The organism is Nocardia asiatica NBRC 100129, assembly GCF_000308415.1.
In the GTDB taxonomy this organism is placed as follows: Bacteria; Actinomycetota; Actinomycetes; order Mycobacteriales; family Mycobacteriaceae; genus Nocardia; species Nocardia asiatica.
In genome coordinates, this window is record NZ_BAFS01000014.1 from 43,232 (window position 1) to 54,970 (window position 11,739).

14 protein-coding genes and 1 pseudogene are annotated in these 11,739 nt (G+C 69.3%); 8 read left to right on the plus strand and 7 right to left on the minus strand.

Annotation, left to right across the window (positions count from 1 at the left end):
* The first annotated feature begins 7 nt into the window (after nucleotides 1–7).
* Nucleotides 8–331, plus strand: a complete 324-nt coding sequence (locus ON27_RS01810; protein WP_014981178.1) for a WhiB family transcriptional regulator — start codon at nucleotides 8–10, stop codon at nucleotides 329–331.
* A gap of 103 nt (nucleotides 332–434) precedes the next feature.
* On the opposite strand, the gene bagB is transcribed toward ON27_RS01810, so the two are convergent.
* A complete protein-coding gene (bagB, locus tag ON27_RS01815) occupies nucleotides 435–1,574 on the minus strand; it encodes an ATPase BagB (protein WP_043718345.1) in 1,140 nt (379 codons plus the stop codon).
* Complete coding sequence (gene bagA / locus ON27_RS01820; RefSeq protein WP_043718347.1) at nucleotides 1,571–2,590, minus strand: ATPase BagA; 1,020 nt, start codon at nucleotides 2,588–2,590, stop codon at nucleotides 1,571–1,573. The genes bagB and bagA overlap by 4 nt, the downstream gene beginning before the upstream one ends.
* 537 nt (nucleotides 2,591–3,127) lie before the next feature.
* On the opposite strand from bagA, the gene sp36 reads away from it, so the two are divergent.
* Genes sp36 through ON27_RS01830 form a run of 3 tightly spaced genes read left to right on the plus strand, consistent with a single transcriptional unit; the run spans nucleotide 3,128 to nucleotide 4,593 of the window.
* Nucleotides 3,128–3,289 (plus strand): Sp36 family protein, encoded by a 162-nt coding sequence (gene sp36, locus ON27_RS42335; protein ID WP_085994820.1) that lies wholly within the window; start codon nucleotides 3,128–3,130, stop codon nucleotides 3,287–3,289.
* Between the two features lie 2 nt (nucleotides 3,290–3,291).
* Complete coding sequence (locus ON27_RS01825; RefSeq protein ID WP_043718351.1) at nucleotides 3,292–3,762, plus strand: RidA family protein; 471 nt, start codon at nucleotides 3,292–3,294, stop codon at nucleotides 3,760–3,762.
* Between the two features lie 39 nt (nucleotides 3,763–3,801).
* Nucleotides 3,802–4,593: an MBL fold metallo-hydrolase gene (locus tag ON27_RS01830; protein WP_043718354.1), complete on the plus strand. Its 792-nt coding sequence runs from the start codon at nucleotides 3,802–3,804 to the stop codon at nucleotides 4,591–4,593.
* A gap of 63 nt (nucleotides 4,594–4,656) precedes the next feature.
* Here ON27_RS01830 and ON27_RS01835 read toward each other — a convergent pair whose 3' ends face one another.
* On the minus strand, nucleotides 4,657–5,331 hold the full coding sequence (locus tag ON27_RS01835; RefSeq protein WP_039794544.1) for a Crp/Fnr family transcriptional regulator: 675 nt from the start codon (nucleotides 5,329–5,331) through the stop codon (nucleotides 4,657–4,659).
* Nucleotides 5,332–5,464: 133 nt separating this feature from the next.
* Nucleotides 5,465–5,707 carry a hypothetical protein gene (locus ON27_RS01840; RefSeq protein WP_040686056.1) on the minus strand — a complete coding sequence of 81 codons (243 nt, stop codon included), beginning with the start codon at nucleotides 5,705–5,707 and terminating at the stop codon, nucleotides 5,465–5,467.
* Nucleotides 5,708–5,870: 163 nt separating this feature from the next.
* Between ON27_RS01840 and nth the strand changes: the two genes are divergently transcribed.
* From nth to ON27_RS01860, 4 genes are all read left to right on the plus strand, one after another.
* Nucleotides 5,871–6,632 carry an endonuclease III gene (gene nth, locus ON27_RS01845; RefSeq protein WP_043718389.1) on the plus strand — a complete coding sequence of 254 codons (762 nt, stop codon included), beginning with the start codon at nucleotides 5,871–5,873 and terminating at the stop codon, nucleotides 6,630–6,632.
* The gene (locus ON27_RS01850) at nucleotides 6,629–7,270 is read left to right on the plus strand and encodes a TlpA family protein disulfide reductase (protein WP_245559747.1); all 642 of its coding nucleotides are present in this window, start codon (nucleotides 6,629–6,631) and stop codon (nucleotides 7,268–7,270) included. Before nth ends, ON27_RS01850 begins: the two co-directional genes overlap by 4 nt.
* Before the next feature lie 79 nt (nucleotides 7,271–7,349).
* Nucleotides 7,350–8,066: an NUDIX hydrolase gene (locus tag ON27_RS01855; protein ID WP_043718358.1), complete on the plus strand. Its 717-nt coding sequence runs from the start codon at nucleotides 7,350–7,352 to the stop codon at nucleotides 8,064–8,066.
* A complete protein-coding gene (locus tag ON27_RS01860; protein ID WP_043718361.1) occupies nucleotides 8,063–9,256 on the plus strand; it encodes a MarP family serine protease in 1,194 nt (397 codons plus the stop codon). The genes ON27_RS01855 and ON27_RS01860 overlap by 4 nt, the downstream gene beginning before the upstream one ends.
* 69 nt (nucleotides 9,257–9,325) lie before the next feature.
* Here the strand turns inward: ON27_RS01860 and ON27_RS01865 are convergent, their stop codons facing one another.
* From ON27_RS01865 to ON27_RS01870, 3 genes and pseudogenes are all read right to left on the minus strand, one after another.
* Nucleotides 9,326–10,261 (minus strand): alpha/beta fold hydrolase, encoded by a 936-nt coding sequence (locus ON27_RS01865; RefSeq protein WP_043718364.1) that lies wholly within the window; start codon nucleotides 10,259–10,261, stop codon nucleotides 9,326–9,328.
* Nucleotides 10,262–10,306: 45 nt separating this feature from the next.
* Nucleotides 10,307–10,813: a phage holin family protein gene (locus ON27_RS41035; RefSeq protein ID WP_083887330.1), complete on the minus strand. Its 507-nt coding sequence runs from the start codon at nucleotides 10,811–10,813 to the stop codon at nucleotides 10,307–10,309.
* 129 nt (nucleotides 10,814–10,942) lie between these two features.
* Nucleotides 10,943–11,647: pseudogene (locus ON27_RS01870) on the minus strand (Na+/H+ antiporter NhaA); the annotation flags it as partial.
* Nucleotides 11,648–11,739 lie beyond the last annotated feature (92 nt).

Genomic DNA, 11,739 nt, shown 5'->3' on the forward strand with positions numbered 1-11,739 from the left:
ACACCAAATGCACATGACAACCCCCATCGCTCGATTGGACGTGGAGCAGGCCGAAGCAAGGATCGCCTGGGTAGCCCAGGCCCGATGCAAGGAAGTGGATCCCGATCAGTTGTTCGTCCGCGGCGCGGCGCAGCGCAAAGCGGCGACGATCTGCAGGCACTGCCCGGTGCTCATGCAGTGTGGTGCCGACGCGCTGGACAATCGCGTCGAGTTCGGTGTGTGGGGCGGGATGACGGAGCGGCAGCGTCGCGCCCTGTTGAAGCAGCATCCGGAAGTAACCTCGTGGGCCGATTTCTTCCAGGCCCAGCGCCAGCACCAAGTGGCGATGTAGTCCCCGTAGTTCCGCAAAACCGAAACAGAGCCCGCGCGAGCGGGCTCAGTTTCGTTTCAGGACCGACGTTTCCGCTCGGAGCAATAGCGGATACGCCTAAGTATCAGGAGGTCGCGGGGGTCGTGCGGGTGAGCTGATCGCCGACTACGCGCAGCGCGTCGAGGTCGGACACCTCGAACGGAAGCGCGGTGACCGAGACGATCGGCACCCGGGGGTGCGCACCCGTGAACCGGTGCAGCAAATGCTGCTCCCGCCTGTCGGTGGCTACCCGGCGGGCGTGCACGCGCAACACCGCCGCGGTGAGCGGATCGGATTCGGCCACCTGGTCGGCGGCGGTGAGCGCGTGATCGGCCGACAGCGAACTCAGTACCGGATGCGTGCGGTTGAGCACCAGTCCCGCCAGCGGCATGCGCTCGGTGGAGAGGCGGTCGACGAAGAACGAGGCCTCCCGCAGCGCGTCCGGTTCCGGCGCCGCCACCACCAGGAAATGCGTGCCCGGCTGCGACAGCATCGCGAAGGTCCGCTCGGCTCGGTCCTGGAAGCCGCCGAACAGCGATTCCAGCGACTGCAGGAAGTTCGACGCGTCCTTGAGCATCTGACCGCCCACGACAGTGGACACGCCCCGCACGGCCAGACTCATCGCGCCGGTCACCAACCGGGTCACACCGCGGCCTGGAGCCATGATCACCCGGATCATGCGTCCGTTGAGGAAGTTGCCCAGCCGCTTGGGAGCGTCCAGGAAGTCGAGCGCGTTGCGCGAAGGCGGCGTGTCGACCACGATCAGGTCCCATTCGCCCCGGTGGGCCAGCTGGCCCAGCTTCTCCATCGCCATGTACTCCTGCGTGCCGCCGAAGGAGGAGGCGACCGTCTGATAGAAGGGGTTGGCGAAGATCTGCGCGGCTTTCTCCCCGCTGGTGTGCTCGAGCACCATGTCGTCGAATGTGCGACGCATGTTCAGCATCATCGCGTACAGCTCGCCTCGAACCTCCGGACCCAGCGCGACCCGCTGCGGGTTGTTGCCGAGGTCGGCGACGCCCAGCGACTGGGCCAGCCTGCGCGCCGGATCGATGGTGAGCACCACGACCTTGCGTCCCTGTTCGGCGGCGCGCAACGCGATGGCGGCGGCGGTGGTGGTCTTGCCGACGCCGCCGGAGCCGCAGCAGACCACCACCCGCGCGGAGGGGTCGGCGATGATCCGCGAGATGTCCAGCGGGGCAGCCGCGGGGTGGGCCGGCGTGCTCATCGGACTCCCTGGGCGGTGAGGTGTTCGGCTAGTTCGTACAGTCCGCCCAGGTCCATCCCGTCGGGCAGGGCGGGCAGGTAGAGCCGGGAGATGTCGACCTTGGCCAGCTCCTCGGCGCTGTCGTCCTGGGCTTGCAGCGTGGCGGAGTGCTCGATCGTCTCGGTGAGCAGGCCCTGGAAGTCGCTGTCGGAGAGCGTGATCCCGGCGGCGGTCAATCCGGCGCGAACGGTGTCGGCGTCCAGGTCGCCCCGAGCGGCCCGGGCGCGCAGCTCGGGCGGGAGCTGGCCTTCGGTCGCGCGGTTCACGATGACGGTGCCGATGCGCAGGTCGTTGGCGGTGAGCTCGGCGACCGCGTCGGCGGTCTCCTGCACCGGCAGCGCCTCCAGCAGCGTGACCAGGTGAATCATGGTCTGATCGGAGTGCAGCAGCTGCGAGACGCCCTCGGCCTGCGAGGCGATCGGCCCGCCCTTGGCCACTTCGGCCATGGCCTTGGTGACGTCGAGGAAGCCCGCGATCCGGCCGGTGGGCGGGGCGTCGACCACGATCTCGTCGTAGACCCGCTTGCCTGCCTTGTCCACGCGAACCGCGCACTCCTTGATCTTGCCGGTCAGGATGACGTCGCGCAGACCCGGCGCGATCGTGGTGACGAACTCGATGGCGCCCATCCGGCGCATCGCCCGTCCCGCGAAGCCGAGGTTGTAGAACATATCGAGGTATTCCAAGAAGGCGTGCTCGATGTCCAGCGCCAGCGCGACGACTTCGCCGCCGCCGTCCGCGGTGGCGATGCGTGTCTCGGTCGGCGGCAGCGGCGGCAGGTCGAACAGCTGCGCGATCGATTGCCTGCTCTCCACCTCGACCAACAGCACGCGCCGCCCGCCCGCGGCGAGCGCCAGCGCCAGCGCCGCGGCGACCGTCGACTTGCCCGTGCCCCCCTTGCCGGAGACGTAGTGCAAGCGGGCCTGCTCGGCGCGCTTCGGCCACCCTGTGTCCAGTCCCGGCTCGGCCGAAAGCGGCACTGCAGTTGGTACTCCCACGCTCGCGAGCCTATAACTGGTCCGCGACCGCGGGGCACCGGCCGTACCAGACGGGCGGGTCGAGGAGCCGTTCCAAGCCCCTGCCTCCGCTGCCGCCCGAGCCCCGCCCCGCCCCGCCGCGCAGCCGATCTCCGCACGAAATCCGCCTTCCCGCCCAGCGAGTCCACCGCAATCCCGATAGTGCGCGCAGCTACCTCACCGCCCGAATAGTGAGTTTCGACGCCTACACCCCACCACACGCCCGACCCCCGGCTTTCGAGCGAAGCGAGATCGAGTATTCGCCGTTCGCGGCGCGCGTCCTGTGCGGCTGTGACTCCGCAGGAAAGAAGGCACTGCCCGATGTTGCGGCCGCGTACCGCGCACACCGAGTGGTGCGATTACTGCTCGACGCCCCCAGCGCACCCCAACCCCAGGTTTCGAGCGAAGCGAGATCGAGCATTGCCCGTTCGCGGCCACCAAGGGGCCGCGAACCCGCAGCGCCGAAGGCGCTGCAAATCGAACACAGCTACGCTCTCGCACATGAGTGATACGACCCTGTGGGAGTACGCGACCGTGCCGCTGCTGACGCACGCGACGAAGCAGATTCTCGACCAGTGGGGAGCCGACGGCTGGGAGCTGGTCACCGTGCTGCCCGGCCCGACGGGTGAGCAGCACGTCGCCTACCTGAAGCGGCCGAAGTAGAGATGGGTGGCGCAGTGACCCAGTGGGAGAAGAATCTCGCCGAACTCGGGCTCACCTTGCCGCCGGTCGCGGCTCCGGTCGCGGCCTATATTCCCGCGATCCGCACGGGGTCGCTGGTCTACACCTCCGGGCAGCTGCCGTTCGTGAACGGCGAGTTGTCGGCGGTCGGCAAGGTCGGCGCGGAGGTCTCGGTCGAGGCGGCCAAGAAGGCGGCCCGGCTGTGCGCGCTGAACGCGCTGGCCGCGGTGCACGACCTGGTCGGGCTGGACGCGGTGGTGCGCATCGTGAAGGTGGTGGGTTTCGTCGCCTCGGCGCCGGGATTCGGCGATCAGCCGGTGGTGATCAACGGCGCGTCGGAATTCCTCGGTCAGGTCTTCGGCGACGCGGGCAAGCACGCGCGCTCGGCTGTCGGCGTCTCCGAACTTCCGCGCAATACCCCCGTCGAGGTCGAACTGATCGCCGAGGTGCGCTAGACCGGAACTGTCGGCTCCGCTTCTATCCGAGGTTTTGCGATGACGTTGACTCACCCCGCCTACGGGCAGCTCCGGCAGGTCACCGAGACGGCGGCGGTGCTGCTCGCCGACAATCCGGGCAAGATGACCTTGGAGGGCACCAACACCTGGATCCTGCGCGCGCCCGGACGGTCGGATTGTGTGGTGGTGGACCCGGGGCCGAAGGACAAGTCGCACTGTGCGGCGATCGTCGAAGCCACCGGCGGCCGGATCGCGCTCACGTTGATCACCCATCGTCATCACGACCACACCGGCGGGATCGATCGCCTGGTGAAGCTGACCGGAACGTCCGTGCGGGCCAAGGACTCCGCCTTCCTGCGCGGCGCGGACGCCCCGCTCGCCGACGGTGAGGTGATCGAGGCCGCGGGTCTGCGGATCACCGTGCTGGACACACCCGGTCACACCGGTGACTCGGTCAGTCTCGTCCTGGATGACGCGGTGCTGACCGGTGACACGATCCTCGGCGCGGGCACCACGGTGCTCGACTCCACCGACGGCACACTGGCCGACTATCTGTCCTCGCTGGATCGGCTGGTCGAGGCGGGCAAGGGCAAGGCGTTGCTCCCCGCGCACGGCCCGGACCATCCGGATCTGGAGCCGGTCGCCCGCTACTACATCGCGCATCGGCACGAGCGCCTCGGCCAGGTGCGGGACGCGCTGCGGGCGCTCGGCCCGGACGCGGGCGCTATGGCGGTGGTGCGGAAGGTGTATTCCGACGTGGACAAGCGGCTTTGGCCGGCCGCGCGCAGTTCGGTGCAGGCGCAGCTGGAGTACTTGCGCGCGCACGGCTAGCCGGAACGACACGACGCCGGGTTCAGTGGAGCGCTGAACCCGGCGTTCGCCGTAGGAGATCCGTTACCGCGCGCGGCGGGCCAGGCGCTCGGAGTCGGAGATGAGCACGCTCTTGCCCTCGAGGCGCAGCCAGCCGCGATGCGCGAAGTCGGCGAGCGCCTTGTTCACGGTCTCGCGGGAGGCGCCGACCAGCTGGGCGATCTCTTCCTGTGTGAGGTCGTGGGTGACCCGCAGCGCGCCCGCCTCCTGGGTGCCGAAGCGCTGCGCGAGCTGCAGCAGCGCCTTGGCGACCCGGCCCGGGACGTCGGTGAAGATCAGATCGGCCAGGTTGTTGTTGGTCCGGCGCAGGCGGCGCGCCAGAACACGCAGCAATTGCTCGGCGATCTCGGGCCGCTGATCGATCCAGGTCTTGAGGGCGTCGCGGTCCATGGTCACCGCGCGCACCTCGGTCACCGTGGTGGCGGTGGACGTGCGCGGTCCCGGGTCGAAGATCGACAGTTCGCCGAACATGTCGGACGGGCCCATGATGGTCAGCAGGTTCTCCCGGCCGTCGGGCGAACGACGTCCGATCTTCACCTTGCCGGACGTGATGATGTACAGCCGGTCGCCCGGCTCGCCCTCGTTGAAGATGACGTGGCCACGCGGGAAATCCACCGGTTGAAGTTGCTTGGCGAGGGCGGCCACCGCAGTGGGCTCGACGCCCTGGAAGATGCCTGCTCTGGCGAGGGCCTCGTCCACGAATGTGCTCCTTATGGGAAATGGCTCTGTACTGGACCGAAGCGACTCGGCCAACAGCGCAGTCTACGCGGCGTGCCTACAGCGTAGTGACGGACACCACGTAACGAGTGGATTGCGCGACGCTCGCGCCGGGTCAACTCGCGCGGGCCACGTCCAGTTCTTCGCCGCGGGAGCGGCGTCTGCGCATCCGGGCCACGGCGGCCGGAAGACCGAGCTTCGTCAGCTCCTTCACTTCGGCGTTGCTGGCCTTGTCCAGGTACTGCTGAACCTCTTCGTCGGGTTCGAGGAGCTTGCGGAGCCGATTCTCGACCCGCTCCATACCCAGTGCGAACAGCATCAACACCACTGGGAAGAGCACCACAGCGAGTCCTTGCATGACGAGCAGTAAACACCGTCGAGGTCTCAGATGGAACACGGCAACTGAACTGGAAGGGCAACGTTGTCTGCCGGTTCCGTATGGTGGACGCGTGCGCGTCTCCCCCTCCACCGCCGCCGGGAACGGGCTTCCGCCCGGCTCCGACTCCTCCGAAACGCCGCCGATCGCCGCCGCGGCTCCGAGACGGAAAACCAGGGCGCGACAGGCGGAAACCCGGCTCGGGCTGGTCCGCAGGGCGCGCCGGATGAACCGCGAACTGGCGGCCGCTTTCCCCGATGCGCACTGTGAGCTGGACTTCACCACGCCCCTCGAATTGGCGGTCGCGACAATACTTTCCGCGCAGTGCACCGACGAGCGAGTGAATCTCACCACCCCCACGCTGTTCGCCCGCTACCCGGACGCTCGGGCGTACGCCGAGGCAAACCGTGCGGAGCTGGAGGAATACATCCGGCCCACCGGGTTCTTCCGGAACAAGGCCGGCTCGCTGATCGGACTGGGACAGGCGCTGCTGGAGCGGTACGACGGTGAATTGCCTCACACCCTGACCGAACTGGTCCAGCTGCCCGGCATCGGGCGCAAGACCGCGAACGTCATCCTCGGTAACGCGTTCGGGGTGCCCGGCATCACGGTCGACACCCATTTCGGCCGTCTGGTGCGCCGCTGGGGATGGACCGAGGAAGAAGACCCGGTGAAGGTCGAGCACATCGTCGGCGCGCTGATCGAGCGCAAGGAATGGACGATGCTCTCGCACCGCGTGATCTTCCACGGCCGCCGGGTCTGCCACTCCCGTAAGCCCGCCTGCGGCACCTGCGTCCTGGCCAAAGACTGCCCGTCGTTCGGGATCGGGCCGACCGATCCGGAGGCCGCGGCCAAACTGGTGAAAGGGCCGGAGCGGGAGCATCTGCTCGAGCTGGTGAGCCGGTGAGCTCGGAGCCCTCGGGCCGAAGGAGTCATGCCTGGCGTTGGGCGCTTGCCGGTCTGATCGCGGTGGTGGCGTTGGCGGTCGCGGTGTGGCCGCGCGGCGACGACGGCGAGTCGACAGGGCCGCGGTCCAGCTCCCAAGCCTCCGGCGTCTCCGATGACCTGCGCGCCGCCGCGGGTCTGCCCGACTGCCCGAGCGGCTCCGCTCCCGGCGGCGGCCCGCTGGCCGGGATAACCCTGGAGTGCCTGGCGAACGGCAGGCCGATCGACCTGGCCGCCGCGCTGGCGGGCAAGCCCGCGCTGGTGAACCTGTGGGCCTACTGGTGCGCACCGTGCGCCGAAGAGTTGCCGTATTTGCAGCAATACGCCCAACGCGCCGGGAACGCGATTACCGTGCTGACCGTGCACAGCGACCCTGATGAGGCCAAAGCGCTGTCCCGGCTGCGCGGACTGGACGTTCGGCTGCCCGGCGTGCTCGACGCCGACGCGCGGGTCCGCACGGCCGTCGGAGCCCCTGCGGTGCTGCCGATCTCGGTGCTGGTGCGGGCCGACGGCTCGGTCGCCGAGGTCGTGGTGCGCGCTTTCGAGGGGGTGGATGACATCGCGAACACGGTCGCGGGCAAGCTCGGAGTGGCCGCATGACAGTGCGGGTGGACAAATCAATGGTGGAGGTGTCGGTGCGGGCGGTCAGTCGGGGGCGCGTGCGCGGGGGAGGTGTGCGATGACGATCGAGCCGCCGCCGGATCTACCGGCGTGGCTGGCCCGCTCCGCGGAACCGGCTGTCGACAGCGCCGACACCTTGACCAGGGCGCGTGCGCTGCGTCGCATCCTGACCGCCACGTCGAAACCGCGTCAAGCCGCCGTGCTGGTGCTGTTCGGCGGCTCGCCCGAGGCGGCCCCGGACGCGCCTGGCGGACTGCCCGCCGACGCCGAAGTGCTGCTCACCCAGCGCGCGTCCACGATGCGCCAGCATCGCGGTCAGGTCGCGTTCCCCGGCGGCGCGGTGGACCCCGAGGACGATGGGCCGATCGATACCGCGCTGCGCGAGGCGTGCGAGGAGACCGGCCTGGACCGTTCGGGCGTCGAGCCGTTCGCGGTGCTGCCGAAACTGTTCGTGCCGCCGTCCCGGTTCGACGTGACACCCGTGCTCGCGTACTGGCGCACGCCGGCAGCGGTGCGGGTGATGGACGAGAGCGAGACCGAGCGGGTCGTGCGCGTCCCGCTGGCTCAGCTGCTCGATCCGGCGAATCGCTTCCTGGTCCGCAGCACGCTGGGCTATCAGAGCCCCGCCTTCCAGGTGGACGGGATGCTGGTCTGGGGGCTGACCGGCGGCATCCTGGCCGGGATCAGCAAGGCGTCGGGCTGGGACCTGGAGTGGGACCACGAGGACGTTCGTGACCTGGAGACCGCACTCGCCGCCGTGGGGATGACGTTATGACTTCGTCGGCCTGGCTCGACATCGCCGTCGTGCTGCTCGCGCTGCTGGCCGCTTCCTCCGGGTGGCGGCAGGGCGCGGTGGCCTCGGCGCTGGCCTTTCTCGGTGTGGTGCTCGGCGCCGTCGCGGGCATCCTGATCGCGCCGCACATCCTGGTGCACGTCGACGAGGGCCGCACCAGAGTGCTCACCGGTGTGCTGCTCATCGTGGTGCTGGTGATCGTCGGCGAGGTCGCGGGCATGGTGCTCGGCCGCGCCGCGCGCAGCGGCATGCGCCATCCGTTCACCCGCAGCGTGGACAGCGTGGTCGGCGCGGGGCTGCAGGCGGTCGCCGTGCTGGTCACCGCGTGGCTGCTGGCGCTGCCGCTGGCCACCTCGTCGCAGCCGGCCATCGCCACCGCGATCAACGGCTCGCGGGTGCTCGCCGACGTCAACGACGTCGCGCCGAACTGGCTGCGCAGGCTGCCCAACGAGTTCTCCAAGCTGCTCAACACCTCCGGCCTGCCGGACGTGATCGGGCCGTTCGGCCGGGCGCCCATCGCGGCCGTCGAACCGCCCGATCCCAGCGTGCTGGCCAGCCCGGTCGCGGCGTCGCTGCAGCAGAGCGTGCTGCGCATCCGGGGGGTGGCTCCGAGCTGTCAACGAGCCCTCGAAGGTTCCGGTTTCGTGATCGCGCCGGAGCGCGTGATGACCAACGCGCACGTCGTCGCGGGCACCACGAGCATCGATGTGGACACGGCCTCTGGCTCGCTGCCCGCTTCGGTGGTGCTGTTCGACCCGTTCACCGACGTCGCGGTGCTCTCGGTACCCGGCCTCACCGCTCCGGGCGTTCCGCAGGCGCCCGCCCCCGCTCGTTCCGGCGAGAGCGCCATCGTGCTCGGCTACCCGGGTGGCGGCCGGTACACCGCCAGCGCGGCTCGCATCCGTGAGACCCTCGATCTGACCGGCCCGAACATCTACCGGGACGGAACGGTGAAGCGTGAGGTGTACACGGTGCGCGGGCTCGTGCAAGCGGGCAACTCCGGTGGCCCGCTGGTGGATACGCAGGGACAGGTGCTCGGAGTAGTCTTCGGCGCCGCGGTGACCGACAACGACACCGGCTATGTCCTGACTCTCAATGAGGTGCGCTCCGAACTCGAGGCTTCGGAGCGTTCCGCGGGCCCGGTCGCCACCGGAGCATGCGTGCTCAGCTGATCCGGTTCCTCGGTTTCCGGCCGCGACAGCCGGAAACCGAGGTTCCCCGGCGATGCCGGGCACGAGCGGTCAGGCCAAGAGTTTCGCGAGTTCCGCCGTGACCACCTCGGGGTTCTCCTGGTGTGCGAAATGAGCCGCGCCAGGCACCGGGGCCAGTCGTCGTCGCGGCGACCATTCGTGCCCACGGCGGAACGTGGCGGGCAATATGTAGGGGTCCAGCTCGCCGCGCATGGCGAGGACCGGGATGTGGACGGGGTCGCGCATGGTCGCCATGAAGCGGCGGCCGTCCGGACGCCACTGGCTGCGGAAGGCCCAGCGCTGGTATTCCAGTGCGCAATGCGCGGCGCCGGGGATCTGGATGGCCGAGCGCATCCGTCGCGCCGTGTCCACGAATTCGGCGGTGCCCGACCATCCCGCGCTCACCCGCTGCCGCAGCAGCCGCTCCACTTCGAAGCCGTCGGTGGTGGTCAGTAGATGCTCGCCGTACCGGGGCAGCTGGTAGCGCAGGAAGTTCGGCAGCCAGGCCGCGCGCTGACGGCTGTTGCGCAGTACGGAACTCTTCAGCGCCGCCGGGTGCGGGGAGCCGACCAGCGCGATGGAGCGAACCAGCCGCGGATGCAGCACCGCGGTGGTCCAGCAGACCAGTCCGCCGTCCGCGTGCCCCACCAGCGTGGCCTCGGTGTAGCCGAGCGCCCGGATGAGCCCCGCGACGTCACCGGCGAGGGTCCAGCCGTCGTATCCGCGCGGCGGCTTGTCGCTGTCACCGTAGCCGCGCAGGTCGACGGCCACGGTGCGGTAGCCGAGCTCGGCCAGGCCGGTCAGCTGATGACGCCAGGACCACCAGAAGTCCGCGAAGCCGTGCAGCAGCACGACCAGCGGGGCGTCGGACCGCTCCGGAGCGGCGTCCACGACGTGGAATCGGATGCCGTTGGCGTGCACATCCCGATGTGTCCACGGTCCGTCGTAACGGACGCTGGACGGATCCGGAAGCAAGTTCGCCGACACGGCGACCGAGCCTAGTAGCCGCCGTACCGGCTCGCGAACGCGCGCCTAGGAAGTCCGCTTCTCCAGCGCGAGACGGTCGTCGTGCGCGCCCGCGCCCAGGCCGTGCGGCAGCACCGTGCGCGCCTGCTTCAGCGAGTCGATCGTCTTCTCCGGCGCGCGCAGTTTCTTCACCCGCAGGTAGCCGAGGAACGCCAGCGCCGCGGTGGCCACGACCATCAGGAGGAAGACGATCAGGAAGGCCGCCCACCGCGCCAGCCACACGTCGAGCAGCTCGCCGATGAAGAAGAAAAAGAAGAACGTGCTGAACAGCAGCACGGTGAGGGCGAGGATGAAGAAGACGCTGCCCTGCAGTCCTTTCTTGATCTCACCGGTGACCTCGGCCTTGGCCAGTTCGACCTCGGCGCGGACCAGGGTCGACATCTGCTCGGTGGCGTCGCGGACCAAGGTCCCGAAGCTCGCGGAGCCGAGCGGATCGGCGTCCGTGAGGGGAATGGAGGTGACCGTACGACCGCGCTCCGCGTCGCTCCCGTTACCGCCGTGGTTGAAACTCACTTGGTCGACCCTTCTCCCTGTCCCGGCACTGCTGAAACTCCCGTTCGATCGGCGGCGCTCCCGGTGCCCTCCGTGGTCACGCAGGCTACCGCCTCCGAGGGGATCGCTCGCGCCGCCGTACTGTTCCCGTTGTAGCGCACGGGCGTCCCGCCGAGCCTGGTGGACACGCCCACGCCGCAACAGTAGCGCCGAACCGGCGAGCGACGCCGCCGTTGATGTGACCAACACAGCGGCTTTCGCCAACTCGACGGCGGACCCGTCCGCGACGTCGGCCAGAGCGAGTTCCGCCACCAGAAGGCTAACCGTGAAGCCGATCGCGCCGAGCACCGACAGTGCGAACATGTCCCGCCAGCCGAGTCCGCTGGGGCGCGTCGCGATGCCCAACCGGATTGCCACCCAGCTCATCCCGAAGATCCCGAGTGGCTTGCCCACGAGGAGACCGAGAATCACGGCCAGCGCGAGCCGGTCGGAGAACAACTCGCCGAACACCGTGGTATTCAACGGGACCCCGGAGGCGAACAGGGCGAAAAGCGGGACGCACAATCCGGCGGAGACCGGCTGGAAAAGGTGCTCGAGCCGGGCGGCGGGCGCTTCCGGTTCACCCGGATCCGGGCGTACCCGAGTGAGCAGGCCGAGCGCGACACCGGCCAGGGTCGGGTGAATACCGGCTTCGTGCAGCGCGTACCAGGACACCGAACCCAGCGGCACATAGAGCAACGGAGCGCGAACTCGTGCGTGTTGCGACAGCGTCCACCCGGCGAAGCATCCGGCGGCGACGAGCAGCCACAGCAGCGATACCGTGGCGGTGAACAGCACCGCGATCAGGACTATCGCCCTCGCGTGTGGCCGGTGACGCATCCCGCCACCGGCCGCGCGCCCAGCGCTGGGCGGTCAGTCCTTGCCCGCGCGGATCGCCTCGAAGACGC

Excerpts from the sequence above, each read along its gene's own strand:
- ON27_RS01825 (WP_043718351.1), top strand. The coding sequence starts at position 3,292 with ATGGGTGGCGCAGTGACCCAGTGGGAGAAGAATCTCGCCGAACTCGGG.
- bagB (WP_043718345.1), bottom strand. The coding sequence starts at position 1,574 with ATGAGCACGCCGGCCCACCCCGCGGCTGCCCCGCTGGACATCTCGCGG.
- ON27_RS01860 (WP_043718361.1), top strand. The coding sequence starts at position 8,063 with ATGACTTCGTCGGCCTGGCTCGACATCGCCGTCGTGCTGCTCGCGCTG.
- ON27_RS01855 (WP_043718358.1), top strand. The coding sequence starts at position 7,350 with ATGACGATCGAGCCGCCGCCGGATCTACCGGCGTGGCTGGCCCGCTCC.
- ON27_RS01840 (WP_040686056.1), bottom strand. The coding sequence starts at position 5,707 with ATGCAAGGACTCGCTGTGGTGCTCTTCCCAGTGGTGTTGATGCTGTTC.
- sp36 (WP_085994820.1), top strand. The coding sequence starts at position 3,128 with ATGAGTGATACGACCCTGTGGGAGTACGCGACCGTGCCGCTGCTGACG.
- ON27_RS01810 (WP_014981178.1), top strand. The coding sequence starts at position 8 with ATGCACATGACAACCCCCATCGCTCGATTGGACGTGGAGCAGGCCGAA.
- ON27_RS01830 (WP_043718354.1), top strand. The coding sequence starts at position 3,802 with ATGACGTTGACTCACCCCGCCTACGGGCAGCTCCGGCAGGTCACCGAG.